A 24,703-nucleotide genomic window follows, 5' to 3' on the forward strand; every position below is an offset into this window, starting at 1 on the left:
GGCTTTGCAACGACCAGGCACTCCTGCTTCATCAGGCGCTGCACCACCTTTTCTGACAAGCGCACGCATTGCCTGCTCAGCATCGCCTGGATCCGACGGTAACCGTAGCACCGGTGATTGAGTTGGAAGATGTCGGCAATCGCTTGGCGTGCGCCCGCATATTTGTCCGCAATCTGCAGGCGCGCGCGATGATAGAAGTACGAGCTGCGGGCAAGGCCTAACTCCGGCAAGAGATCCGACAGCGCATGGGTCTGTTTGAGGGCGGCAACCAGCAGCGTCTTCTCCCGGTTGGTCAGGAGCTGCAGGCTGACGCCCAGACCTTTTTTTATGATTTTACTGGCCTTCTTCAAGAGGTCGTGTTCGAGCTGCAGATCCAGGATGTCGCGCTCCATCTTCACGCGCGCCAGCTCGGCACGCAACCGGCTGATCTCCATTTGCTCGGCGCTCACGGCCTTGCTGTCAGCTCCGCTGAGCTTGCCTTCCCGCTTGGCCTTGACCCAGTTGAACAGGGTCTGCTCGACCAAGCCCAAAGTGCGCGCCGCCGCCGCGATGCTCTGGCCACCATCGACCAGCCGCACCGCCTCCTGCTTGAATTCGAGCGTGTAGCGCGCTCTCGTCGTCTTCGTCATCTGCGTTCTCCTTGTCTGAATTGAAACACTCAGCAAGGGGTACGTTTTTCGGGGGCAAGGTCAAAAGTGCTGGCCAGCTGTGGGTATTGGTGTTGCTGTCTCGCTGGTGCCCTGGTAGTTTGCGAAAGCACAAGTGTTTCGGGTGCGTTGTAAAAAGACGGTGTGCCAGCTAACTTCATGGCGAGGCGCAACTCCTCGATCAAGATCTGCAGCGCAAGCCGGGCGCCTTTTTCGCCGCCTGCCGCTGCGCCATACAGCGCCGCTCGGCCGACCGCAACTGCGCTTGCACCAAGTACCCGCGCCTTGAGCGCATCGACGCCGCGCCGTACACCCGAGTCGATGATCATCGGGACACGGTTTCCAATCGCTGCCGCGATCGCTGGCAGCGCATCCGCTGACGCCACAGCCCCATCCAGTTGCCGGCCTCCATGGTTCGAGACCCAGATTCCATCGATGCCGAGCGATACGAGCCGCTGAGCGTCTTCAGGGTGCAGCACACCCTTGATCATCAGCTTGCCGGGCCAGCGCTCGCGAAGCCGAGCGAGACCATCCCAGTTAAAGCTCGCGTCGAGGCTTTCGCCGACCCGCGCTGCAATGGTGAGATTCGCGTCGTTGCTGCCCATCATGCCGCGCATATTCTCGAAGTCCGGGAGACCGTTACGCGCCAGCTGCCACGACCACCCTGGATGGGTCGCGCCTTCCCACAGATGCCTGATCGTCATCCTTAAGGGTATGGAAACACCATTTCGCAAGTCGCGCTCCCGTTTTCCGCCTGCCTGCAAGTCCACCGCCACGACAAGCGTGCTGTAGCCTGCCGCCGCGGCCCGGTCTACCAGCTGGTTGTTGAAGTCCCTGTCTTTCAGGACGTAAAGTTGAAACCACAGATTGCCCTGAACCGCGTTGGCCATGCGCTCGATGCTGGTCGTCGACATGGTGGACAGGGTGTATGGAATGCCGTGGGCAGCTGCAGCGCGTGCGATGCAAATATCGGCTTCCGGCCAGGCCAGCATGCAAGAGCCCATGGGTGCTACGACGAAGGGCGCGGCCGAAGGCGTACCGACAATGTCGGTAACGATATCTGGCGCTGACACGTCGGTAAGGATCCGCGGAATGAGCCTGACCCGCTCGAACGCCGCGCGGTTTTCGGCAAGCGTGAGTTCGTCCTCCGCGCCGCCGTCAATGAATTCAAAGACTGAACGGGGCAGTCGCCGGCGCGCTAGGTCTCGCAAGTCGCGAATGGACAGGACCTTGTCCAGGTTGGGAGCGAAAGCACTCATTGCCTGGCGGTCTGTCAGTTCACGAGTCGGCCAAGTACTTGATTCAGCGGCTGCCCCACTTCAAGCCCCAGTCCCCGAGCTGCATCGTTGAGATGCGAGATCACTCCGTGATCCCACATGTCTTGGGAATCCCCGATGCGGGCCGTGGTGTGCGAAACCGTGCCTCCTGCAACGCCGCTCTCTTGAAGCATTCGCAGTGCGGCAATGCCGGCATCATCCTTGCCAACGCCTGCGTCGTTGAAGAACACGGCTTTAAGAGGAACTTCCAGGGCGAATTCGCCCGAACTGGCGCCGCCATGCGATGCCGACACAATTACGCCTCCGGTGTCCTCGGCCGTTACCTTCGTGATCGAATCCATGACGACCACCTTGCCGTTGGCCCCACTCGCCACTTGCTTTTTCAACATATATTTTCCTTAATAAATCAGCTGGATCTCTCCAACTGCACGAACAAAACAGCGACGGTTTTCCAGGGCGGCCGCAGCAGGGATGGAATGCGCTGGGCAGTCCCGCTGGGCGCATGAACCCAACCGAGCGTCGCTTCGCCGGACGCCTGATCAAGCGACGGGTTAAGAGTTGGGCCTGGTGATTTCGCGAATACTTTGCGCAATGGCTTCGGGCTCGAAGACCTTCTTCCAGTCCGGAATGAAGATCTCGGCTTTGGCGAGTTCGACCGCTCGGTTTGCCGCATCCGACATGCGAACGCCGGGCAGTTGATCGAAGAGGATGGCAAGCTCAACGTTCAGATGACCAAGAATGAAGTCGTGGGCCACCTCTTTCGAGACGCCACGGCGCACGGCCTCGTCGGTTGCCTCGCGGATCACCGTCAAGCAGGTGGCACAGATCGTCTCGGAGAGCACCGGCTCGAGAATCGCCATGTGGTCCACTGTCGCGCGGTGGCAGCGCATCACCGGCGCGTACATGCGACGAGAAACGTCTTCGGCCAGCGCGTAGTGCTCTTCAGGTCCGCGCATCAGTGCGCAGACGATGTTTTGCTTTGCGGCAAGGCCGCCGAAGTAGTCCCTCTTGGCTTCCAACCCCGTCTCGTCGTTGAAAATCGGCGGGTGGCAAGGGTGCGCTACGAAGATGGTCAGATCCTGCCGGTCGGGAAGTTCGCCGGCGAACGGTGCCGCTGCGTCGAGAGCGATCAGGATGGCGCCTTTTTTGAAGAGCGGCTCCAGTGCATGCGTTGCCTTGTGGATCGCGTTGTCCGGGATTGCGAGGATGACAACGTCGGCCTCTGGAAGCACCTGGTCGGCGGGGCGGAACTCGATGTCCAACTCGCGCAGCCTGGCTTGACCCGCCTCGCTGATCTCGACATGGGACACCTCGTACGGAGAGCCCTTCAAATTGCGAGAACAACGGTAACCCATCTTGCCGCCAGCGCCCAGGACAACTACTTTTTTCATACTGATTTCCTCGATGTGGTTAAAAGACGACCAACTCAAGTCGTCGTGGAATGTGATCCGGTTACGGACGCCCGTTCTTTGCCTTCACGAAGAAGTCGGCGTTTCCCATCTGTCCGCCGTTGAGCGCCACCTCGAGCCCATGAGGCCTTCGCGTGCGGGGAACGATGCGACACAACGGCGCCCCACAAGTCAAGCGTGCGGCAGCGACAACCATCGGGTGCCAGCACTTTGAGGATTTGTCTCGAGGTGTCGCCGGCGGAATACAGCAACCGTGTGATGGGCGACGCTTTGACGATGTCGCGAACGACCTCGCCCACTTGTTGGCCCAGCAGGCAACGGCCTTCATGGCGAGCCCTCTCTGTCAATTCTCCCGACGGCCTCGGCGACCAGAACCGGCGCACTGTCCGTCGGTTTCTCCAGGCAGAAACAAGAAAGTACCGGAAGACTGCTTACCGGCAATGACTTCGGCCACTTTCTGAATTAGCTCTGAACTCTCTATCTTGTAGGTCGCTCGAAACTCGGAATAATTCCCAGCATCATTGGAACGCAGCATCAAATCAATTCCCCAGAATGGTCGGCAGTTGCTGTGCCATCTCGCGATAGACCGAACCGCAATCACACAATGCTAGAAGCGCAAAGGCGGTGCTACAAACGATTTTTCGTACGTTGCCTGTGAGGTGAACTCACGCCATGCATAGGGGAAAACCTTCTTTTCTGGCTCTCAAAGCTTTCGAAGCAGATGCATGCCCGCGCAGCATGACTGCGGCCGCGGTGCCGAAAGCCCGTCGGCAGCTTCGGGCTTGATTGAGTCCAGTCTTGCTCGCGTCAAACTTGAGCCATGCATGGTGTCGTGCTTGATCGTGATGTACTGGCTCTTGCCTCGAATTGCGGGCTTTCAGTAGTTACATCCGAGCACGGAGTTGCACTTCAACATGACCGACACGACTGTTGATCTCGTGCTGAGTATTCCAGAGCGGTGTTCTTAGACTGGCGAAACTCACGGGGATCGCGCTGAAAAGGTAGTGGAATCGAACGACATCTCCCACCGTCGCTCCATCGCGCCAGGCGTCGATTCAAGGAGGCGGTGCACACGCGACTTGCACTCGACCCCGGATTCGATGCTGCCATCGCTGCCTTGCACATTCGCGGATAAGGAAGGCAATCGTCCGGGAGGGAACATTTACTGAAATTATTTTTGCGGCTCGAACGGATTGAGCACGGTCGCGCCCGTGCCGGTGAAGTCGGCCACATTGCGTGTCACCACCGTGAATCCGCACGCCAGCGCAGTCGCCGCGATCAGCGCGTCCCGCTTGGGTCGACGGTCCGGTACGTGCAGGCGTGCGAAGTAGAGCGCGACTTCCGGCGTGATGGGCAGCAGGCGCCCGGCAAAGGCCTGATGCACGCCGGCCAACCAGACGCGCAGGCGCGCGCCTTGCGGTGGTGTGCGGCGCTCCAGGCCCAGCACGCCAATCTCCAACTCCATCACGGTGATCACAGAAAGAAACTGATGGGCAATCGGCACCCCTGCGGCCCACTTGAAGACCTCCGCAGAAGCTACATCCGGGGACTTGCGCAGTTCCGAGATCACGTTCGTGTCAAGGACGTACATCAATTGAAATCCGGCACGCGAAGCCCAAAAGCCTGGGGCACCGATTCAAACTCGATGTCGATACCGTCGCCTGCACCGTCGATGCTTTGCATGACCTGCAGCAGACTTTGGCTGTTCGCCTCCAGACGGGCCATTCGCCGATAGTCACGTGCCGACAACAGGATGTGAGTCAGCTTGCCGTGGTCTGTGATGCCCACTGGGCCGGTGTCGTTGGCCCAGCGTTTGGCTTCGGCGATCACCTTGCCGATTTCGCGGCTCGCATAGGTATGACGTGGCAGGGCGCCGCCCTCGAACTCGAAAACTGCGCCTGCATCGCCCGAAAGGCTGGAATGGAAAGCGGCAGGCAAAGGGGGAAAATGGGCACGGCGTGCGTCCAGCGTGGACATGAGAACTCCTTATTTGCCCCCATTTTAAATAAGATGTGCGGTCACGGCAAATCTGTTAGCTCTGGTCAAGTTATCTCCGAATCGCCTCTATCGACAAACCTGAACACGCTGCGACCAGCAACGTGAATCATTCATCGCAATGTTGATTGCTTTGACAGCCACTGATCGTCGGTGTGCAGGCCCGCACTTATTCAGTGTTCGAGTTTGGCCCCGGCACCCAGATTGATCGTCGACAACGGCAACGTAAGGAATCAGTAGTGCGAGCTTTTATCGAAACCTTCAGCCGGCGTCGTCGCACTCCCGCTTTCGGCAGCTTGGTAGGCAGCTTCAACGAGTGAGAACGTCTTCAGGTTATCAATGCCGCTGGTTTCGGCATCGTTCCCAAGCTTCCACGCCTCAATGATGGCCCGCTGGGTCTTGAGGACACTTTCCTGAAGCGTGTGCCAGGGTTGCTCCGTCCACGCCAGCAAGGGCGAGCCGACCTGCATCTCGGTGGATTTTTGTCCGGCGGTCACAACCATACAGAAGTCCTCAAGTAGCTTGATCGAGCCTCTTTCGCCTTCAATGGTAATCAGCGTCTGCAGAACGGGATCGGGAATCTGCCGCGACTCATAGCTCGCCTCGACAATCGAGACTGCGCCCGACACATGGCGCAGCAGCATCGTAGCGGTGTCCTCGCCGATGTTCTTCGGGTTGCGCTGCTGCGTCTCGCAGCTGAGGTGCTTGACCTCGCCGAGGAAAAATCGTGCAAGGTCAAGGATATGGATGCCGCTGTCGAGGATCACCAGCCGCTTTTCAAGATGGAAATAGGGCTGGGTTTTGTAGATGTCGAATCCGAAGCGAAAGGAGAAGCGCCCCCAGGACGGCTTACCAATCACGCCCGAGTCGAGGACGGACTTCAGGTGACGCATCGGCGTCTGGAAGCGGAAATTTTCGTGGACCGCCAATGGCACGCCCGCGTCATGCGCAGTCTTCACGATTGCCAGGCAGGTCTCCCAATCGGGCGCCAACGGCTTTTGCACGATCGTGCGAACCCCATGACTCGTAGCCAGACGCACAAGGTCGAGATGCGTCTCCATGCGGGTAGCGATGTCGACGAAATCCAGTTTTTCGTTGGCAAACAACTCGGCTGGGTCGTTGTAATGGCGGGGAATGCCGAATGCCTCGGCAGCAGCTTTGGCCTTGGCTGCATCGATATCGCAGACCGCGACCAGTTCGATGCCTTCGGCTCGCAAGTCTTGCCAAGCATTGAGGTGATTTTGGGCGAAGAAGCCGCAACCGATCAGTGCACCGCGCATGTTAGTTACTCCCTGTCGATTCGCTGCGCGCCGAGCGAACGCAGCAGCCCCAGCGAATCCACCATGGCCCAGTGCTCGACCATGCGGCCGTCCACGCCGAATCTGAAGAGATCGAAGACCTCGACGTCGATGGCATTGCCGCTTGGCGGGTTGCCGAACAGGTCGCCCTTGTGGGTGCCCTTGAAGCGCAGACAGGCCAATACCTTATCGCCTTCGCAAAGCACCGTGTGGATGTGCAGGTTCAAGTCAGGCACACCCGCCAGCAGCACGTCATGATGATGCTGCAACCCCGCTGGACCGACGACCTCATAGGGCAGGCCAGGATCATGGCGCTTGAACTCGGGCGCGACGTTCTTCTCCCACCAAGCCTTGTCGCCTTTTATGAAGGCATCAAAATATTCCACTGTCACGCGCTTCTGGTCTTCAATCGTGGCCATTTTTTCTCCCAGACGTTAATTATTTTCAGGGTCGTACGGCAAGAGACTGTTAGCTGCGCAAGGCTTTACCATCCGGCCTTGTCGATGATCTTGCGAAATTGCGGTTGGCCGGTTCCGGCCAGCAGACCGCCATCAGCCACCAAGTTGGAGCCGGTTATGTAGGAGGCGTCATCAGAGGCGAGAAACAGGATGGCGCCCGCCATCTCGTCGGGCTGCGCCATCCGGCCCATCGGCACGCGACTGGCGAACTCCTGCATCAGCTTGTCGTTCTCGAGCATCCAGCCTGTGGACCCGGCCTCGACCACACCGGGGCAAAGCGCATTGACACGGATGCCGTCCGAGGCATGGTCGATCGCCATGGCCCGGGTCAAGTTGACGACGCCGCCTTTGGCCGCGTTGTAGGCAGCAAAGCCCACATCGGCGGCGAGTCCCGAAATCGAAGCCGTGTTGACGATGTTGCCTCGACGCTCAACCAGGTGCGGCAGGGCCGCGCGGCTGGCGTAAAAGACAGAGCTCAGCGTGGTAGCGATCACCCGGTCCCATACCTCGGGTGTGATCTCGGTGACATAGCCGAACGCACCCACGCCGGCATTGTTGACCAGCACATCGAGGCCGCCGAAGCGGGCCACGGTGTCGAAAATAAACCCTTCGAGCTCAGCCGGCTTGGAAACGTCAACGCGCCACAGATGCAGCCGCGCTTCCGGAAGACCGAACGCCTTGCTCTGCTCCTTGAGCGTCTCGAGGTCGATGTCGCATAGCGCAAGGATGGCGCCCTCCTTGGCAAATCGCCTCGCGGCGGCAAGCCCGATACCGGACGCAGCGGCCGTGATGATGACAACCTTATTGACAAAACGATTCATGATCAGTGTTTCCTTAACTCAATCCCAGGCTGCCGCGCAGACGAGCCACTGCCGCGACGGTGATCAGCGTGCCGCCCCAGATCGCCAGCGTCAAAAACTGGCTGAAATCGAGCAGGTTGAAGGCGGTGGAGATCAGCTGGAGAATCACCAATGCCAGCACCAGCCCCCCAACCTTGCCAAAGCCGCCCGATGGCGAAATACCTCCCAGCACCGCTGCCAGGATGGTGATCAGAAGATAGCTCTCGCCATAGGCCGCGTTTGCGGAATTGAAGCGCGCCATCATCACGACACCAGCGATCGCCGCAAGCAGACTGGAAATCATGTAGACCTTGATCAGCGCCCGGCGCGTATCGACACCGGAGTAACGGGTCGCGGCTTCGTTCGACCCCAGCATATTGAGCGTCTGACCGAAAGGCGTGCGACCCAGCACCACACTCATCAACAACGCGGCCACGACGAAGATCAAAACGACCACAGGTATGCCAAACAAGCTGCCATTGCCGATAAAAACGATAGGCTGGGGGAAATTCGACAAGATGCCGCCGCGCGTCAGGCCAATCGCAATGCCTTTGATCAGCGTCATCGAGCCCAGCGTTGCCAGGATAGGCGAGACGCCGAGGTAAGCGATGACAAATCCGTTCAAAGCCCCGATTGCCAGGGCCACGACAAGACCGGCCAAGAGCGCAACGATCTGCCAAACGCCCCAGAGGATGCCGGGGTCGGCGGGCATCATCGTGGTGATGATGTAGGCCATCGTCAATGCGACGAGATTGGCAGTGGCGATGATCGAAAGGTCGAGCCCGCCTGAGAGCAACGCCACCATCATGGCCAGTGACAATATGCCAAGCTCGGGCAACTGGAATGCCATTGAGCGAATCGAGGTCGGATTGAACAGGCGGTCGCCTAGCAGCAACCCGAAGACCAGAAGCAGTGCCACCAGCAATGCGATCAGGCGTCGATCCACGGCGTCAGTGCGCGCCCTGATCTGACGCAAAGAGGTTGCGAGAGCGCTCATGTGGATCCTCCGATATTGCGCCGTACGGCGCGCCGCACGCGCTTGCGTTCCCAGGCAATCGTGCCGACTGCCCCCAAGAAGACGGAGCCGGTGACGAATTGAATCCAATATGACGATACGCCCAGCAGGATGAGTCCGTCCTGAAGGAAAGCAAAGAGGATCAGACCCAGAACCGTCCCAAACACGGTGCCCATTCCGCCGGTGAGGCTTGCGCCGCCTAGCACCACGGCTGCCAGCACGCCGAGTTCACGGCCAACCAATGCATTAGGTACTACTGACTGCGACCCCTGCGCCTGCACGAGAGCCGCAAGTCCCGCCATCAGGCCCATGAACCCATATGCAACCATGTTCAGCCGCAGTTCATTGAAACCAACGCGCTTGGCTGCCTCTGAATTGCCGCCAAGAGCGCGCAGTTGGCGCCCGACACCCATGCGGTTCAGGAGCAACCAGCTCAGCACGAAAGCAAGTACCAACCCCAGAATCTGCATGTTCAGGACATAAGGATTTCCGAGCTGATCCTCACCGAGGATCCAGTGCATGCTGTCGGCGTACCAGGAAGGTAGCGAGTTGATCGGATCGCCGCCGCTCCAGAACATCAGCATGCCGTAGTAGACATTCAGCAGCGCAATCGTGACGATGATCGAGGATATGCGCAGCCATGTCACCAGCACCGCATTGATCAAGCCGAGCAGCACGCCGCCGCCCAGCGCCACTGCGAGAAGCATGACCCAGCTGCCTTCGTAGCGAACCACGGCAGAGACTGCGAGATATTGCGCTATCGAGGCGACGGCTGTGAACGAGATATCGATGCCGCCGGCTACCAGTACAACGACCAGTCCGGCGGCCAAGATGCCTACGAAGGCGTAGGACGTCATGAGGTTGAGGGCGTTTTGAACGCTGAAGAAGCCCTCGGCGAAGACCGAAAGAACGACGAATAGCACCAGGTTGACGAGCAGTAAGCGCGCTTCAGGGGTCCTCGAGAACGGCTTCAGGAAACTACGCATCGACTGCCGCCCTGAGCTCGGCCTCGGTTGTATGCAGCGGCCGATACTCGCTGGTGATGCGGCCCTCGCGCATCACCAGCACGCGATGGGTGTGGCAGTAGACCTCCGGGATCTCGTCCGAGATCATGATCACGGCGAGACCTTGGGCGGCGAGCTGCCGCACGATCGCGTAAATTCCGTCTTTGGCAGCGATGTCAACGCCGACGGTCGGGCTGTCAAGGATAAGCAGGCACGGTTTTGTCGCCAGCCACTTAGCCAGGACCACCCGCTGCTGATTGCCGCCCGACAATGTGTGTGCCGGACTATGGGCATTCGATACCTTGATGCCTAAATGGGAAATCCAGCGACGTACGGTGTCACGGAGCCGGTCTTCCTGCACCAGCCCGAGCGCGTCGGAAAAGTCCTCGAGGATAGGCAGCACAATATTTGAAGCTATCGGCTGCTCCATCACCAAGCCGAGCGATAGCCGATCCTCCGAGACATAGGCGATGCCGTTTTCGATGGCGTCGCGATTGGAGTTCAGTGTGAGAGGCTGACCGTTCAAACGCATTTCACCGCTTTCCGGGCGCGTCATCCCGAACATCGACAAGGCCAGTTCGGTGCGTCCCGAGCCGAGACGGCCCGTCAGTCCGACGATTTCGCCCTTTCCGACGCTCAGCGATATGTCTGCATATTCGCCGGCTCGCGACAACCCGCGCACCTCAAATACGGGAAGGCCCACGGTCAGGGTCTCCTTGATCGGCTGGTGGTCGAACGATTTTCCGGTCATCAGTTCGCCCAGACGCTGGTCAGTCATACCCTGGGCGTTGAAAGTCCCCAGCTTCTCCCCGTTGCGTAGCACCGTGACGCGCTCGGCGATTTCGAGTACCTCATCGAGTCGGTGGCTGACAAACACCACCGCCACGTTTCGCCGCTTCAGTTCAAGTGTTAGCTTAAGCAGCGCGTCGACCTCGCGGCGCGTCAGCGAGGCCGTTGGCTCGTCCATGATGACGAGCCGTGCATCGTTGGCCATGGCCCGACAGATCGCTACCAGCTGCCGTTGGGCGATTGGAAGTTCGGCCACCTGTTTATCCAGGTCGATCGAAATGCTGACCCGGTCCATCGCCTCCTTGGCAATTGATCGGATTTCCGCCCAACGCACAGGGCGGAGCCCGCGGTGACGTTCGATGGCAATGTTTTCGGCCACCGTCAGGTTGGGGAAGAGCGACAAGTCCTGGTAAATGACCTGGATGCCGTTGGCAATGCATTGAGCCGGCGAGAGATGGCTGCAGTCCTTGCCATCGATCAGCACCGTGCCGCCGGGCTCATGCCGCTGGACGCCGGAGATGACTTTGATGAGGGTTGATTTGCCTGATCCGTTCTCACCGGCGAGGCAATGAACCTCTCCCGCGACGACATCGAAATTAATGCCGGACAGCGCGTGAACACCGCCGAAGCGCTTCGAAATATTTCGAAGCTCAAGAAAGTTTGAGGGCACCGATTCTTCTTGATGAGGGCGCTTAAATTCCGAGCTTGATCAGTTCGGGCAGCGTCTCCTTATTGAGAACCAGCATGCGGTCGACCGAAATGATCTTCTTGTCGGCGTCGACATTGGCCTTGCCAATGCCTGGAATCTGCATGCCCGTCTTGAACTCGGCTTTTTTGAGTACAAGACTGGCCACGGCCACCATCGCCTCGCCGACCTCCTTGGGGCTCCACAGGAATGTCTCTTTCAGTGCGCCGGCGTTGATCAGGGACTGAGCCTGCGACGGCAGCGCAAAGCCAGTTACCGACAACTTGTTGCCCAGGCCACGCTGCCGGACGATGTTGCCCGCGCCGATGGGGCCGTTGGAGCCGAAGCCAATCACGCCGCGCAAGTTTGGATAGGCCTGCAATGCGTTGCGCACCACCTGTTCGGTCGTGTCGATCTGGTCAGCGCCGGGGAAGCGGTCGGCAGCCAGTTTCATGTTCGGATGGTTCGCCTGCTGGTAAGCAATGGCGGCGTCGCACCACAAATTGTGCAGCGGCGTTGTCAGCGTGCCAACGATGACGATGTAGTCGCCCTTTCCGCCCATCTGTCTGGCGAGTGACTTCATCATCTCCTCACCAAACTTCTTGCTGTCGACCATCTCCACGTCCCAAGTGCGGCCCTCCATATCAGGACCCTCCTGAGTTATCACGATGATGCCGGCGTCACGCGCACGCTGCACCACGGGGGCAAGTACCTTGACGTCGAGCGGAATAAGGCCCAAAACGTCAACCTTCTTGGCAATCACGTCCTCGATCAGGCGTACCTGCTGTGCCGGATCGACCTGAGCCGGGCCGATCATGTTGGAGCGTATGCCGGTCTTCTTTCCCGCCGCGACCAGACCAGTCTCGAGCAGTGAGAAATACGGCACGCCGACGATTTTGCATACCGTGGTCATGGTCGGATCGGCGGCGAAGGCCGGACGACCGAAGCCTAATGTACTTATCGCGGCAAGCGCCCCGGCAGATTTCAGGATTTCACGACGACTCATTTCATTTCCTTCGGTTGAGGCCTTGGTGGCGGGGCAATTCCAAAGAATGTATTGTTTGCACTCTGCTGTTGCAAACGATAGTTTCTCAATCGAGGGCGATAAAAAGTCACATGCGCCTGCGGGGGCAAGCTCGACAACGGTGGCGACGGCGACCACGCGAACACCTGGTGATCGTGCACGAAGGCCTTGGTGAGACGCGGCGCGCGGGGAGACGGGCGTGGTGCGCAAGCAAACGCTGCGCATCGACGAAACCCAAACCTTTTGGCTGCGCATCGAACTGCAACTCGATCAGGCGACCGAATCGGGCGAGTCCACGCTGTGGCTGTGGAGCAATCTGCACATCTTGACGTTGCCGCAATTGCGGCAGTCAAAATTACGGCAGCTGCCCAGACAAATAACCTCACACAGGGCGCAGCAAATGTCGATTGTTACGAATATCAGATCCCGATATTCTGGAATCCTTCGAATTGAAGAACTGTGCAAATCCTCCACGAAGACAAGCGAGCGAGATCGGGCTGGCAATTTGCCAGACACGACGGTGGTTGATATGCATCACTGGTAACGGAATCAACAGTACGTGCCCCTGTATTTCGTATCGGACTCCCGGCATATGTCGGGAGCGCCGTGCGTAACGTGCATGGTGTCAAGTCAGTTCACTGAGCAGCGCATAAGAATTACAACCTCGGACCTTGTCAGCCCCGACCCACGGAGTTGACGGAACGTAATCATTGGAGACAGACATGATTCGCAGACGCCAGATCATCTCAGCGACATCGCTCGCAATAGCTGCGCCGACATTCAGCTTCGCTCAATCGAAAAACGCCGCCGAGGTGGCTGTAGATGCGGCCAAAAAGTACTCGGGGACCGAGATCAGTATCGTCTGGGAGGCGGGACTGCAGTCGCTCGATCCGCTGATGTATTCGGGGCCGAAGTGGGAGAAGCTCACAGGAATCAAGGTTAAGGTGGTCGAGGTTCCCACAGACCAGATGTTCACCAAAATCATGCAGGACTTCCGCGCCAAGGCCGGTGCCTATGACGCGCTGAACGTCATCCCGTCGTGGATGCCCGACCTGGTGAAGGCCGGTGCACTTGAGCCACTGGACTCCTTTGTCGACAAGTTCGGCTACCGTGACGAGCTGCAAGACATCGCACCGGCATACCGCGACAACCAGATGAAGGTCGACGACAAGATCTACGGGTTTCCGGATGACGGCGACGTCATGCTGCTGTACTACCGAAAGGACATCTTCGAAGACCCGAAGATGATGGCGGAGTTCAAGGCCAAGATGGGTTACGAGCTGGCGCCGCCCAAGACCTGGAAGCAGTTTTCCGAAATCGGCAAATTCATTACCGAGAAGATGGCGCCCAAAACCTACGGCGCTGGCTTCTTCCGCGCCGCGCCCTACCCGCAGTACATGTTTCAGGAACGCTTCCGCACAGAAGGTGGCAAGTTTTTTGATGCCGGTACGATGAAATCTACCGTCAACAGCGATGTCGGGGTGCGCGTGCTGCAGGAGATGCTGGCTGAAAACACGTTCATGCCGCCCGGGGTCGAGCAATGGAATTTCGTCGACAACCTGGCGAACTTTTTGCAGGGCACTACGGCCATGACCATCTCGTGGCCTCCGTACGGCCGCTGGGCAGCCGGCTACGGCACCAACGAAGAGGCGATGAAGTGGGTACCCAAGACGCAAGTCGCCGGCAAGGTTGGCTACGCATTGCCGCCGCTCGGGCGCCCGGAACTCGGGGTCGGTTTTGCGCTTTCGGTGGCGTCCACGTCGAAGAAGAAGGAAGCGGCCTACCTGTTTCTCCAATGGCTCAACAGCAAGCAGACCAGCCTGGAACGAGTGCAACTGCCCTATACGCTGCGCGATCCGTTCCGAACCTCCCACTACGCTAGCGCCGAGTACCGAAAACTGTGGCCCGATGCGGGCGCCTATCTCGACATCATCAAGCTTTCTGGCGAACGCGGCCTGCTCGATCTCTCGCTGTTGCAGCAGGACAAGTACGACGAAGCGATGTCGAAGGGTCTGAGCAGCCTGTGGGGCGGCACCGAACCGAAGGCCGTCGCCAACAACTTGGCAGCGACCTTCGATGCGATCACCGAGAAGGTGGGCGTGGTGCGGCAGAAGGAGATGTATGCCGCATGGACCAAGAAGCCCGGCTCGTATCCGGCCAAGTAATCGATGCAATACGCGGTGCCGCCCTCAAAGCTGCGCGCGGTCTCGGCCATGCACCGCAGAGCCGATTCATTCAGCTCCGCAGTATGAACCCGGAACTTTCTCGGTGGCACCGGCTGTCAGCCTTCTCGGACCGACACTTCAAGTACCTGATGGTCGCACCGGCCATCTTCATCCTGTTGCTGATCGGCGTCTTCCCGCTGATTTATTCGTTGATCGTGAGCTTCCAGAACCTCACGATGTCCGATGCCGACACGTCGTTCCAGGGGCTGCTGCACTACCGGCAAGTGTTCAAGGATGCGCGGCTCTGGTGGGCGTTGGTGCACACCGTACTGATCACGGCGATAGCCCTGCCGCTAGAGCTCATCTTGGGCTATTTGCTGGCCCAGCTCTTTCTCGAACGGATGCCAGGCCGTCAAATCTTCGTCGCACTGTTGGTGCTGCCGACGGTGATCTCCCCGATCGTCGCCGGTGCGACCTGGCGGCTGATGTTCGACGTGCGTTTCGGTCCGATCGGCCAGATCGTGAGCTACTTTGCCGGCTCGCCAGTGAGCCTGCTGTGGACGGTCAATTCGCACTTGGTGTACCCCGCGATCATCATCTGCGAGGTCTGGCAGTGGACGCCGTTCATGTTCTTGCTGCTGCTCGCAGCGTTGTCTAACGTGGACCAATCGCAACTGGAAGCCGCCGAGCTCGATGGTGCCTCGTATATGCGCGTGCTGCGCCAGATCATCATTCCTGCAATCAAACCGGTCATCGCAGTCGCCTTGCTGATACGGGGCTTGGACTTGTTTCGCATCTTCGACATCATCTGGGCGCTGACCCAGGGCGGCCCGGGCTCAATGACCGAGACGGTGTCGCTCTACGCCTACGTGATCGGCTTCGTACAGTTCGACACCAGCTACACCGCCGCAGCGGCGCTGGTCATGGTGGCGATCCTCTCGGTGTTGGTCACTTTGCTACTTCGCCGCATGGAGTTGGTCAAGTGAACTTTGCCACCACACCGCGTCGGCGGCGCATCACGCTCGCGCTGCGCTACCTGATGGCCATCGTGGTGGTGCTGCTGTTTTTATTCCCGGTCTACTGGTTGTTCTCGATCTCGTTCAAAACGCCGGACGAGATCTTTGCGTCGCCGCCAGTGTGGGTGCCTGCCGAATTCCGGCTTGACAACTATCTGGTGCTGTTCAAGCAGGGCGACGTCTCCACAATTTGGAACAGCCTGGTGATCGCCGGTGTCAGCTCGGCTCTGGCGATGCTGCTCGGTACCTGCTGCGCCTACAGCCTTGCGCGTTTTAACACCGGCGGCGAGAACCTTGCAATGTGGGTCATCTCGCAGCGCATGATGCCGCCGATCGTCATTGTCTTTCCGGTCTTTCTGGTGTTCGTGTACGTCGGGTTGGTCGACACCTTCATTGGCCTGATCGTGCTGTACACGGCGTTCAACCTGCCCTATGTGATCTGGATGATGCGCGGCTACATCACCGACATCCCGATTGAACTCGAAGAGAGTGCGCTGGTCGACGGCTGCACGCGCTGGCAGACCTTCTGGCGCGTCGTGTTTCCGCTGGCGCGGTCCGGTCTGATGGCGACGGCAGTGTTCACTTTCGTCTTTGCGTGGAACGACTTCATCTTCGCGCTCATTCTCACGCGCACCGAAGTAATCACCTTCCCGGTGCAGCTAACCCATTACATGGGCGGGCAATCGAATTTTTGGTCCAAGATTTCGGCGATGTCGGTGCTGGGCACCTTGCCAGTTTTTATTGCGGTCACGTTGCTACAGCGTTATCTCGTGCGAGGCATCTCGCTGGGTGCAGTCAAGGGTTGAGCATGCAAGATGCTTTTATAAGCAAGGAGTTGGAGTGGCCGACGTAAGAATAAAAAACCTGCACAAATACTTCGGATCGGTGCATGCACTCAAAGGCATCGACCTGAGCATCAACGACGGCGAATTTGTCGTCTTCGTCGGTCCATCGGGCTGCGGCAAGAGCACGCTGTTGCGAAGCATTGCAGGTCTCGAAGACATCAGTAGCGGCGAGATCGAGATCGGGGGCAGGGTGGTCAACGAGTTGCGGCCGCGTGATCGCGATATTGCGATGGTGTTCCAGAATTACGCGCTTTACCCTCATCTATCGGTGCACGACAACATCGCCTTCGGGTTGCGGGCACGCAAGTTCGCCGAACCGGAAATAAAGCAACGTGTCGATGCGGCGGCGGCCATGCTGGGCATCACGGCGCTGCTCGAACGGCTGCCGCGCCAGCTCTCTGGCGGCCAGCGTCAACGGGTTGCCATCGGCCGCGCCATCGTGCGCCAGGCCCAGTTGTTCCTCTTCGACGAGCCCTTGTCTAACCTCGATGCCCAGTTACGCGACCAGATGCGGAGTGAGATCAAACGGTTGCACAAACAGATCTCGACCACGATGATCTACGTCACCCACGATCAGGTCGAGGCGATGACGCTGGCTGATCGCATCGTGCTGCTGCGCGACGGTCGCATCGAGCAACAAGGTGCGCCGCTAGACCTGTTCGAGCGACCCCTCACCGGATTCGTGGCCGGCTTTCTGGGTTCGCCCTCGATCAACATCTTGCCGGCCAAACTCGTCACCCGCGGCGCCTATCGCGCAGTGGTACTGGCCACCGGTGAAGTGTTGGCGCTGCCCGCTGCGCGCCGCGTCGCCGAATCCGGCGCTGACGCCGAAAAGGCGATCAATCTCGGCCTGCGGCCACAACACCTGGCACGCGCCACCCAGGACGCATTGGCGCCCGGCCTGCTGCGCCTGCTCACCACGGCTGAACTGATTCAGCCCACGGGTACGCGCACCTACGTCACGGCGCAAATCGGCGGTACCGAAGTGACCGCCGAACTCGGCGCGCACGATGTCCAAGCGCAGAACGCGCCGCTCGAACTCGCGATCGACATGAACCGCTGCATTCTTATCGATCCCATCACCGACAAGGTGCTTTGACAACATAAGGAGATATTCATGGCCTCAGGAATCTTTGCTGCAAACGTTGGCGCGCCGGAAGGACCGGTCGCGATGCCGGACGGATCGATGTTCGTGACGGAAATGTCGAACAGCACCTTGAATGTCACGCACTTGAGCCCGAGCGGCGAGCGACGTGTCGTAAAAAACACGCAGGGTCGACCGAACGGATTGGCCATTGACGGCGATGGTCTGTTGTGGGTTGCCGAGGCCGGGCTGCGCGCGCTGCTGTGCATCGATCAAGACGGCCGCGAAATCAAGCGCCTTGAAGGCGATGATCGCCACGGCCGTTTCTGCTTTCCCAACGACCTCGTCTTTGGCCCCGACGGTCAGCTCTACATGACCGATTCGGGCATGGCCATGGCCGACTTCCTTGACGGCCAAGACTTTGCCGCCGGTTACATGGATTTCGCCTGGGATGGAAGCGTTTACCAGATCGATCCGAAGACGCTGCGCATCGTTCGCTTGCTCGACAGCAAAATCCGTTTCGCCAATGGCATCGCCTTTGGAACGGACAACGCGTTGTATGCCAACGCGTCATTCACCGGCGACATTTATCGCTATGACCTGTTCGGGTCCGCAAGTCCCGCACGCGATCTGTTCGGCAACGTTTTGCAGCCTGACGACCATACCGGTTTCAAAGGCCCGGACGGCATGAAATTCGGTGCTGACGGCAGGCTCTATTGCAGCGTCTACGGACAGCAAAACGTGACCGTGCTGGACTCTCGCGGCAACGTCGCCGAGCGCATGCAGCTTGATGGCCCGTGCCCAACCAACCTGTGTTTTGCGCGCAGCGGCACGAAGATTCTTGTCACCGAAGTGTTTAAGGGCCAAGTCGAATGGCTAGACGTGCCATGCGCCGGCGCAGCGCTGTTTTATCCGAAAACCCTTTAGCGCAGTAACGCATCCAAAGTCAATGAATACCTATGTCTGACCTGAGTTCAACGCTGCGCGACCGTGCCTGCCGCATCCGCCGCTACGCCCTGCACATCGGCAAGGCGCAGGGCCACGCCAAACGCTTGGCTGGGCCGATGTGCTGCCAGTCTGGCGCGGCGCAGCAGCGCGCGCGCGTGCGTGCGTGCGTGCGTGCGTGCAGCAGCTCAGGCATGGCGACTTGGGACAACGGTGATACTGACGTTATGAAAAACACAACTTCGAAAAAGCGGATCCCGCAGCGTTGACGGCGGCAAAGCTGCTGGCCGGCCACTGGCGCGACGGCCTGCACCTGGACGAGCTGCCCGCTGCCTGCCGACCCGCCACGCCCGAACAGGGCCGCGCGGTGCAGGCGCTGTGGGCCGGCATTGCCGCAGACCGCATCGCCGGCTGGAAGATCGCCGCCACAAGCCAGGCAGGCCAGGTGCATATCGCCGTCGACGGCCCGATCGCCGGGCCAGTTTTCGCCCGCCATGTGCACGGTGATGGCGCTGAGATCGACCTCAGCCACAACGGCATGCGCGTGGCCGAGTGCGAGATCGTTTTCCTTTTCGGCCACACGCTGGCACCGCGGGCGCAGGCCTACACCCGCGCCGAGGTACTCGCCGCAGTGCAGTCGCTGCACCCGGGCATCGAAGCGCCCGACTCGCGCTTTCTGCACTTCGAGCGCGCGGGCCAGGCGCAGCTGATTGCCGACTGCGCCTGCTGCAACGATATGCTGATCGGCGCCGCCGTGGCGCCCGACGAGCGCGTCGCATCGCTGCCAGCGCTGCAGGTTCAGGCCTGGGTCAGCGACGGGCGCCGGGTCGAAGGCCTGGGCAGCAATGTGCTGGGCGACCCGGTGGCTGCGCTGGTCTGGCTGGTCAACGAGTTGGCCTCGACCGGCCGCACGCTCGAGGCCGGGCAGTTCGTCACCACCGGCGCCTGCGTCGCACCCATCCCGGTTCAGCCTGGGCAGCAGGTGTCAGCGGATTTTGGCTGGATCGGCCGCATCGGTGCCCGATTCATTTGAAGACGGTGGCAACGCAACGGTCGCGATGATCCTGGATGGTGCATCGTCATTCAGTTGCTTAGCATGGCAACTGGAATGCACCCGGATTTGGGCGGCATTGCGAATAGCCGGTCAATGACCAGGCGCATCCCATAGCCGGGGCAATGTTGGCCACCGGGTGGGGTGCTAACCAATAGTGCTGGATCAACTGCTGCCGTCGCTGTGTCGGCGCACAGCAGCGCCAGGCGCCAGGGATTTATCGCCTCGCCGTCCCAGGCGGCCTTGGACAGGAAAAACTGCAGCCATTGCACTTCGGCTGCCTGAGCTGTTGGCCCTTATCTGCTGCTATGGCCGCAGTGCACCTATTGCCTCAACATAGATGGCATAAATAGAGGTGTAGGAGCACATAAACAGCCGGTTACGCATAGGCCCACCGAAGACCAGGTTGGCGCAAATCTCGGGCGTGTGGATCTTGCCGATCAGCTCGCCGTCCGCCGTGATGCAATGCACGCCATCTGCTGCGCTGCACCAGATATTGCCACGGGTGTCGAGGCGCAGCCCGTCCGGGATTCCTGGCGACACATCGGTCAGAATCTTTCCGTTCTGCAGCGTGTTTTTCTCGGACACATCAAAAACTCGGATGTGATGGGGCCCATCCGGATCGGGGAAAAGTCCCGAGTCCACGATATAGAGCTTGCGCTCATCGGGCGAAAACGCGAGCCCATTGGGGCGCGAAAAATCGTCCGCGACCACCTCGATCGAGCCATCTCTCGGATCGAGCCGGTATACGTTGCACCTGCCGATCTCGCTCTCGCCGCGCCCGCCCTCGAAATACTGGTCAAGCCCATAGCTCGGATCGGTAAACCAGATGGTGCCGTCGGACTTCACAACGACGTCGTTAGGTGAATTGAACCGCTTGCCTTGCCAACGCTCCGCCAGCACGGTGATCGATCCGTCGTATTCGGTGCGTGTCACGCGGCGAGTGCTGTGCTCGCAGGTGACGAGGCGGCCTTCGCAATCGCGGGTGTTGCCGTTGGAAAAGTTGGAGTTCGCGCGGAACGTCGTGACCTGCCCGGTGTCTTCATCCCAGCGCAACATCCGGCTGCTCGGCACGTCACTGAACAGCAAGCAGCGATGATCGCCAAAGTACACCGCGCCCTCTGTAAAGCGGCAGCCGGTGTGAATCAATTCGAGCTTCGCAACAGGCGGGCGCAGTTTAGCGAACCGCGGGTCAAGCACTTCAAACGGTTGTTCCATGTCGACAGGTCCTTCTAGTTGTTGTATGTCAGCTTGCGCCGGCTCTCTCAGCCGACCCGGCCGCGGCCGCGAATGTCGGCGTAAACGGCAAAGAGCAACACGAGCCCTACAGCGATCAATTGATAAGCCGACGGCAGGTTCATGAGGCTCATGCCGTTGGCCAGGCTCTCCATCAGCACTGCGCCGAGCAACGCGCCCGCAACCGTGCCGCGGCCGCCCAGCAGACTGGTGCCGCCGATCACCGCCGCGGCGATCACGTTCAATTCCAGCCCCACGGCCGCGCCCGGTGGTGCGCTGTCCAGCCGCGATACGAGCATGAGTCCGGCCACCCCGTACAGCAGGCCCATTCCTGCGAACACGAACGACGCGTGCGCGCGGATGTTGATGCCCGCGAGTTCGGCGGCGACTCGATTGCCGCCGATCGCAAACAGGCGTCGACCGAAAACCGTGTAGCGCAAGATCAGGCCAGACACAGCCACTACAGCCAAGACGATCACGTCCGGCATCGGCAGTCCACGGTAGCTTACGGCGACTCCGACGGCACCCAGCATGACGATACCCAGCGAACCAATCGGCAGCCCCACGACCAGGGCGAACGATGCCTCGATACCCGCCGCACGCCGCGCCCGCCACTCGCGCAGCTGCAGCAGCGAGAACATGCTCCAAAAAGCGACGAGCAGCGCGATGCTGAGTGTAAAAGACAGTGATGCGTCAGATATGACGAGCATTTCATTGCTCGGCGAGATGGTTTCTGCTTTGGTGATGATCAACGCGACGCCGCGGATTGCCAGCAGGCTCGCCAGCGTGACAATAAATGCCGGCACGCCCATCCAGGCGATCCAGAATGCATGCCAAAGACCGACGACCAAGCCGAATGCGAGCGTGATCGCAATCGTCGCGCCCAAAGGAAAGTGGAACACGGTACTGGCGTAGGCCGCGACCACCGCAGAAGCTGCGACGGTGGCTCCGAGCGAAAGGTCGATATAGCCCGGAATCATCACCATCACGGCCCCGGCAGCAAGAACAGCGGTGATGGCAACCTGACCGCTGAGGTTGGTCAGGTTGCGCGCGCTGAGGAACAACCCGTCCGTCAACAGTTGCAAAACCACCCACACCGTGATCAACACGATGATCATGGGCAGCAGTCGGAACTGCCCTTGCGACATCAGGCTGGTGACCAAGTTCGGCCGCTTGCGCCGCTCAGTCACGGATCCTGTCAGTGTTTCGTTAAGGGAGGGGGTCATGCGGGGTCCTTGTTTTTTCCTGTGGCATGTAACATCACCTCTTCGTCTGTCGCCAGACCGCGACCGTATTCCTTGACAATCCGCCCTTCACACATCACCAGGACACGATCAGCCATGCCCAGCACTTCCGGCAGGTCCGTGGAAACCAGGATCACGGCCTGACCTGCGGCCGTCAGCTTGTTGATCAGTTCATAAAAGTCGATTCGAGCATTCACGTCGACGCCGCGCGTCGGCTCTTCAAGCACGAACACCCGAGGCTCGGTCAACAGCCACTTTGCGGCGACAACCTTCTGCTGGTTGCCCCCGCTGAGTTCGCTGATCGGCTGCTCAATGGAAGCGCATTTCACTTGCAGGCTTTTGATGTAACGCTGAACCTCACGCAGCTCCGCGTTACGGTCAACCACGCCAAGCCAGTTGAGGCGCGACAGCGCCGCCAGCGACGCGTTGTTTGCGACCGACTGCGTCAACATCAGGCTGTCACGCTTGCGCTCAGCGGGAACGTAGGCAATGCCATGCTGCATCGCGTCGCGCGGATGGTTGACCCGGACCGGCTCGCCGCCAACTTCCATCACGCCTGTCAACCGTCCGGCGCAAACGCCAAAAATGGAGCGGGCGAGCGCGAACGCGCCCGATCCCAACAGGCCATAGATGCCCAGCACTTCGCCGGCCTTTACGCTGAGCGTTACGTCGCGCACTACGTCCGGTCTGCCGGGATGCAGATGGCCGATAGTCCAATTCCTCAGTGACAGAAGTGGTGCGCCCGTCGTGGCGGGCACCTTCGGGTACATCTCATTGAGGTCGCGGCCCAGCATCGCGCGGATCGCGCGCCGTGGCGTATCCGCCCCCGTATCGCGCAAAGAAAAGCGCTCGACAACCGAGCCATCCCGCATCACCGTGCAAGTATCTGCGATCCGTTCGAACTCATGCAGACGGTGCGAGATATAGATCGTCGTCACGCCGTGCTGATGCAGGTCGTCGATCTGAGCGAACAGCAACGCCGTTTCGGGTTCGGTAAGGCTGGATGTCGGTTCGTCGAGGATGAGTAACTTGACGCCCTGTGTCATCGCACGCGCAATGCTGATGAGTTGCTGCTCGTGCGTGCTGAGTTCCTCCATCCGCGCCAGGGGCGAGGCTTGCAGGTTGAACACCTTGAGCCAATGCGCCGTGTCGCCCAACAGCTTCCTGGTGTCTACGAGACCAAACCCTTGCGGCTCGCGGTTCAGGTACATAAATTCGCCGACCCGCAGCTCGGGCACGACGTGGAGTTCCTGGGGCACCAAAAAAATGCCGCGACGCTCGGCCTCGCGAATGCTGTGCAGCCGCTGCGGTACGCCGTCGATCTCCAGCGTGCCGCTGTAATCGCTCGCTGGAATGACACCGGAGAGGATCTTCATCAAGGTGGACTTGCCCGCCCCGTTTTCTCCAGCCACCGCATGCACCAAGCCGCTCTCGAAAGTGACCGAGACGCTGCGCAGCGCATGTGCGCCGCCAAACCACTTGTCAATTCCGGAAAGTTTGACGGCTGGCGGAAGGTCGGTTGCGGGCTTTCTCACGTGGCCGTTTTCGCGGCGAACCACCATGGATACTTCTTGGCTGAATCTGCAAGATTGTTCTTGGTGATATTGAAGTTCTGGATTTTGATCCAGGGCACATCCTTCAGTCCGTTATTGACGATGACACCGGTCTCGATCTTTTGGCCGTTGGCCAGCTTCGCCGCTGCGCTGGCGGCTTCAACACCGGACTGCCAGAAGTCGGTGAAGTTTGACAAGGTCAAAAACCCCTGCTTGATAAGTTCCTGGGCATGCGGCTCGGCATCCACGCCGTTGACAAACACCTTACCCGCAAGCCCTTGCGCCTGCAGCGCCTGGATCGCGCCGTAGGCAGTGCCGTCGTTGGCGCATATCACGGCGGCAACATCGTTCTTTACCTTCGTCAACGCATTCTCGACCTGTGCTCGGGCCAACTCGGTCGACCATCCTTTGTTGAACTGCTCAGACACTATCTTGATCTTGCCTGAGTCAATAAAAGGCTTGAGGACGTTCAGATAACCCTTGCGCTCCTCCTGCGCGACGCTGGTGCTCTCTTCACCCAGCACGAGTATGTAGTTGCCCGACGGGGCCGCCTTGACGGCATCCTGCGCCATCGACTCAGCCATCTGTACGGCGTCGCGACCGATGAAGCAATCGACGTCGGCGTTGAGCGCTAGAAAGTTGTAGTTGACTACTGGAACCTTGGCTTTATTGGCCTTGCGCACCAGGGCCGCGGCGGACGCGCCATTCACCGGCGTCAGAATCAGCACATCGACGCCGCGGGTCAGCATATTTTCGAACTGGCTCGCCTGCACGGTTTCGGATGCCTGCGACGCTTCGCTGAAATAGGTCAGTCCGAGCTTTTTCGCCTCACCCTCAAAGCCGGCGAAATCAGCATTGCGCCAGCGCAACTGGTCGAAATTTGGCAGGATAAATCCGACTTTGATATTTTTTGCCGCTTGCGCTTCAAGGCTTGCGCCGGCCATGAAGGCGAGTAAACCGCCAGCTCCGGCACGAAGGAATGTTTGCCGGGTCAAAACCGGCCCTTTGTAATCTATGGTTTGCATGAGTGTCTCCATTTGTACCGCCTTGAAAGGCAGTTTTTCTAAAAATGACGGGTCGGTCCGCCCCGTCGCTCTTGCTGTTACTGCTAATCCCTCCGCCAG

25 protein-coding genes are annotated in these 24,703 nt (G+C 59.6%); 8 read left to right on the forward strand and 17 right to left on the reverse strand.

Annotated features, from left to right (window positions below):
* From RCH10_RS22460 to RCH10_RS22520, 13 genes are all read right to left on the reverse strand, one after another.
* On the reverse strand, positions 1-629 hold a 629-nt coding region (locus RCH10_RS22460), incomplete at its 3' end, for a transposase (protein ID WP_409054138.1).
* A gap of 29 nt (positions 630-658) precedes the next feature.
* On the reverse strand, positions 659-1,906 hold the full coding sequence (locus tag RCH10_RS22465) for an alpha-hydroxy acid oxidase (protein ID WP_409054139.1): 1,248 nt from the start codon (positions 1,904-1,906) through the stop codon (positions 659-661).
* Positions 1,907-1,920: 14 nt separating this feature from the next.
* A complete protein-coding gene (locus RCH10_RS22470; RefSeq protein ID WP_409054140.1) occupies positions 1,921-2,313 on the reverse strand; it encodes a hypothetical protein in 393 nt (130 codons plus the stop codon).
* 162 nt (positions 2,314-2,475) lie between these two features.
* On the reverse strand, positions 2,476-3,354 hold the full coding sequence (locus tag RCH10_RS22475) for a phosphogluconate dehydrogenase C-terminal domain-containing protein (RefSeq protein WP_409054141.1): 879 nt from the start codon (positions 3,352-3,354) through the stop codon (positions 2,476-2,478).
* A gap of 1,150 nt (positions 3,355-4,504) precedes the next feature.
* Positions 4,505-4,927: a type II toxin-antitoxin system VapC family toxin gene (locus RCH10_RS22480; RefSeq protein WP_409054142.1), complete on the reverse strand. Its 423-nt coding sequence runs from the start codon at positions 4,925-4,927 to the stop codon at positions 4,505-4,507.
* The gene (locus RCH10_RS22485; RefSeq protein ID WP_409054143.1) at positions 4,924-5,310 is read right to left on the reverse strand and encodes a hypothetical protein; all 387 of its coding nucleotides are present in this window, start codon (positions 5,308-5,310) and stop codon (positions 4,924-4,926) included. Before RCH10_RS22485 ends, RCH10_RS22480 begins: the two co-directional genes overlap by 4 nt.
* A gap of 251 nt (positions 5,311-5,561) precedes the next feature.
* Positions 5,562-6,608, reverse strand: coding sequence for a Gfo/Idh/MocA family protein (locus tag RCH10_RS22490; protein WP_409054144.1), 1,047 nt, complete (start codon positions 6,606-6,608; stop codon positions 5,562-5,564).
* A 5-nt stretch (positions 6,609-6,613) separates the two neighbouring features.
* The gene (locus tag RCH10_RS22495; protein WP_409054145.1) at positions 6,614-7,045 is read right to left on the reverse strand and encodes an ester cyclase; all 432 of its coding nucleotides are present in this window, start codon (positions 7,043-7,045) and stop codon (positions 6,614-6,616) included.
* A gap of 65 nt (positions 7,046-7,110) precedes the next feature.
* On the reverse strand, positions 7,111-7,905 hold the full coding sequence (locus tag RCH10_RS22500) for an SDR family NAD(P)-dependent oxidoreductase (RefSeq protein ID WP_409054146.1): 795 nt from the start codon (positions 7,903-7,905) through the stop codon (positions 7,111-7,113).
* A gap of 13 nt (positions 7,906-7,918) precedes the next feature.
* On the reverse strand, positions 7,919-8,842 hold the full coding sequence (locus tag RCH10_RS22505; RefSeq protein WP_409054190.1) for an ABC transporter permease: 924 nt from the start codon (positions 8,840-8,842) through the stop codon (positions 7,919-7,921).
* 74 nt (positions 8,843-8,916) lie between these two features.
* On the reverse strand, positions 8,917-9,924 hold the full coding sequence (locus tag RCH10_RS22510; RefSeq protein ID WP_409054147.1) for an ABC transporter permease: 1,008 nt from the start codon (positions 9,922-9,924) through the stop codon (positions 8,917-8,919).
* Complete coding sequence (locus RCH10_RS22515; RefSeq protein WP_409054148.1) at positions 9,917-11,401, reverse strand: sugar ABC transporter ATP-binding protein; 1,485 nt, start codon at positions 11,399-11,401, stop codon at positions 9,917-9,919. Before RCH10_RS22515 ends, RCH10_RS22510 begins: the two co-directional genes overlap by 8 nt.
* A 22-nt stretch (positions 11,402-11,423) precedes the next feature.
* Positions 11,424-12,578, reverse strand: coding sequence for a substrate-binding domain-containing protein (locus tag RCH10_RS22520; protein ID WP_409054149.1), 1,155 nt, complete (start codon positions 12,576-12,578; stop codon positions 11,424-11,426).
* Between the two features lie 61 nt (positions 12,579-12,639).
* On the opposite strand from RCH10_RS22520, the gene RCH10_RS22525 reads away from it, so the two are divergent.
* The 8 genes from RCH10_RS22525 (at position 12,640) to RCH10_RS22560 (ending at position 19,528) form a co-directional block, all read left to right on the forward strand.
* Complete coding sequence (locus RCH10_RS22525) at positions 12,640-12,984, forward strand: hypothetical protein (RefSeq protein ID WP_409054150.1); 345 nt, start codon at positions 12,640-12,642, stop codon at positions 12,982-12,984.
* 178 nt (positions 12,985-13,162) lie between these two features.
* Positions 13,163-14,605 carry an ABC transporter substrate-binding protein gene (locus RCH10_RS22530; protein WP_409054151.1) on the forward strand — a complete coding sequence of 481 codons (1,443 nt, stop codon included), beginning with the start codon at positions 13,163-13,165 and terminating at the stop codon, positions 14,603-14,605.
* The gene (locus RCH10_RS22535) at positions 14,569-15,591 is read left to right on the forward strand and encodes a carbohydrate ABC transporter permease (RefSeq protein WP_409054152.1); all 1,023 of its coding nucleotides are present in this window, start codon (positions 14,569-14,571) and stop codon (positions 15,589-15,591) included. The genes RCH10_RS22530 and RCH10_RS22535 overlap by 37 nt, the downstream gene beginning before the upstream one ends.
* Positions 15,588-16,427 carry a carbohydrate ABC transporter permease gene (locus RCH10_RS22540; RefSeq protein WP_409054153.1) on the forward strand — a complete coding sequence of 280 codons (840 nt, stop codon included), beginning with the start codon at positions 15,588-15,590 and terminating at the stop codon, positions 16,425-16,427. Before RCH10_RS22535 ends, RCH10_RS22540 begins: the two co-directional genes overlap by 4 nt.
* 34 nt (positions 16,428-16,461) lie before the next feature.
* Entirely contained in the window at positions 16,462-17,565 is a 1,104-nt protein-coding gene (locus RCH10_RS22545; RefSeq protein ID WP_409054154.1) for an ABC transporter ATP-binding protein, read from the forward strand.
* 18 nt (positions 17,566-17,583) lie between these two features.
* A complete protein-coding gene (locus tag RCH10_RS22550) occupies positions 17,584-18,477 on the forward strand; it encodes an SMP-30/gluconolactonase/LRE family protein (protein WP_409054155.1) in 894 nt (297 codons plus the stop codon).
* Positions 18,478-18,509: 32 nt separating this feature from the next.
* The gene (locus tag RCH10_RS22555; RefSeq protein WP_409054156.1) at positions 18,510-18,764 is read left to right on the forward strand and encodes a hypothetical protein; all 255 of its coding nucleotides are present in this window, start codon (positions 18,510-18,512) and stop codon (positions 18,762-18,764) included.
* Positions 18,761-19,528, forward strand: coding sequence for a 2-keto-4-pentenoate hydratase (locus RCH10_RS22560; RefSeq protein WP_409054157.1), 768 nt, complete (start codon positions 18,761-18,763; stop codon positions 19,526-19,528). Before RCH10_RS22555 ends, RCH10_RS22560 begins: the two co-directional genes overlap by 4 nt.
* Before the next feature lie 324 nt (positions 19,529-19,852).
* On the opposite strand, the gene RCH10_RS22565 is transcribed toward RCH10_RS22560, so the two are convergent.
* The 4 genes from RCH10_RS22565 to RCH10_RS22580 are packed head-to-tail and all read right to left on the reverse strand — an operon-like array spanning position 19,853 to position 24,604.
* Positions 19,853-20,764 (reverse strand): SMP-30/gluconolactonase/LRE family protein, encoded by a 912-nt coding sequence (locus tag RCH10_RS22565; protein ID WP_409054158.1) that lies wholly within the window; start codon positions 20,762-20,764, stop codon positions 19,853-19,855.
* Positions 20,765-20,811: 47 nt separating this feature from the next.
* Positions 20,812-22,008 carry a sugar ABC transporter permease gene (locus RCH10_RS22570; protein WP_409054159.1) on the reverse strand — a complete coding sequence of 399 codons (1,197 nt, stop codon included), beginning with the start codon at positions 22,006-22,008 and terminating at the stop codon, positions 20,812-20,814.
* The gene (locus RCH10_RS22575; protein WP_409054160.1) at positions 22,005-23,588 is read right to left on the reverse strand and encodes a sugar ABC transporter ATP-binding protein; all 1,584 of its coding nucleotides are present in this window, start codon (positions 23,586-23,588) and stop codon (positions 22,005-22,007) included. The genes RCH10_RS22570 and RCH10_RS22575 overlap by 4 nt, the downstream gene beginning before the upstream one ends.
* On the reverse strand, positions 23,558-24,604 hold the full coding sequence (locus RCH10_RS22580; protein WP_409054161.1) for a substrate-binding domain-containing protein: 1,047 nt from the start codon (positions 24,602-24,604) through the stop codon (positions 23,558-23,560). Before RCH10_RS22580 ends, RCH10_RS22575 begins: the two co-directional genes overlap by 31 nt.
* Positions 24,605-24,703 lie beyond the last annotated feature (99 nt).

Origin of the sequence: Variovorax sp. GrIS 2.14, from assembly GCF_046115955.1 — a bacterium.
Lineage (GTDB): Bacteria > Pseudomonadota > Gammaproteobacteria > Burkholderiales > Burkholderiaceae_C > Variovorax.

Bases quoted from the DNA above. Each gene is read 5' to 3' on its own strand.
- RCH10_RS22495 (WP_409054145.1), bottom strand. From the start codon at position 7,045: ATGGCCACGATTGAAGACCAGAAGCGCGTGACAGTGGAATATTTTGAT.
- RCH10_RS22530 (WP_409054151.1), top strand. From the start codon at position 13,163: ATGATTCGCAGACGCCAGATCATCTCAGCGACATCGCTCGCAATAGCT.
- RCH10_RS22580 (WP_409054161.1), bottom strand. From the start codon at position 24,604: ATGCAAACCATAGATTACAAAGGGCCGGTTTTGACCCGGCAAACATTC.
- RCH10_RS22565 (WP_409054158.1), bottom strand. From the start codon at position 20,764: ATGGAACAACCGTTTGAAGTGCTTGACCCGCGGTTCGCTAAACTGCGC.
- RCH10_RS22555 (WP_409054156.1), top strand. From the start codon at position 18,510: ATGTCTGACCTGAGTTCAACGCTGCGCGACCGTGCCTGCCGCATCCGC.
- RCH10_RS22535 (WP_409054152.1), top strand. From the start codon at position 14,569: ATGGACCAAGAAGCCCGGCTCGTATCCGGCCAAGTAATCGATGCAATA.
- RCH10_RS22510 (WP_409054147.1), bottom strand. From the start codon at position 9,924: ATGCGTAGTTTCCTGAAGCCGTTCTCGAGGACCCCTGAAGCGCGCTTA.
- RCH10_RS22465 (WP_409054139.1), bottom strand. From the start codon at position 1,906: ATGAGTGCTTTCGCTCCCAACCTGGACAAGGTCCTGTCCATTCGCGAC.
- RCH10_RS22500 (WP_409054146.1), bottom strand. From the start codon at position 7,905: ATGAATCGTTTTGTCAATAAGGTTGTCATCATCACGGCCGCTGCGTCC.
- RCH10_RS22485 (WP_409054143.1), bottom strand. From the start codon at position 5,310: ATGTCCACGCTGGACGCACGCCGTGCCCATTTTCCCCCTTTGCCTGCC.
- RCH10_RS22490 (WP_409054144.1), bottom strand. From the start codon at position 6,608: ATGCGCGGTGCACTGATCGGTTGCGGCTTCTTCGCCCAAAATCACCTC.
- RCH10_RS22550 (WP_409054155.1), top strand. From the start codon at position 17,584: ATGGCCTCAGGAATCTTTGCTGCAAACGTTGGCGCGCCGGAAGGACCG.
- RCH10_RS22575 (WP_409054160.1), bottom strand. From the start codon at position 23,588: ATGGTGGTTCGCCGCGAAAACGGCCACGTGAGAAAGCCCGCAACCGAC.
- RCH10_RS22570 (WP_409054159.1), bottom strand. From the start codon at position 22,008: ATGACCCCCTCCCTTAACGAAACACTGACAGGATCCGTGACTGAGCGG.
- RCH10_RS22470 (WP_409054140.1), bottom strand. From the start codon at position 2,313: ATGTTGAAAAAGCAAGTGGCGAGTGGGGCCAACGGCAAGGTGGTCGTC.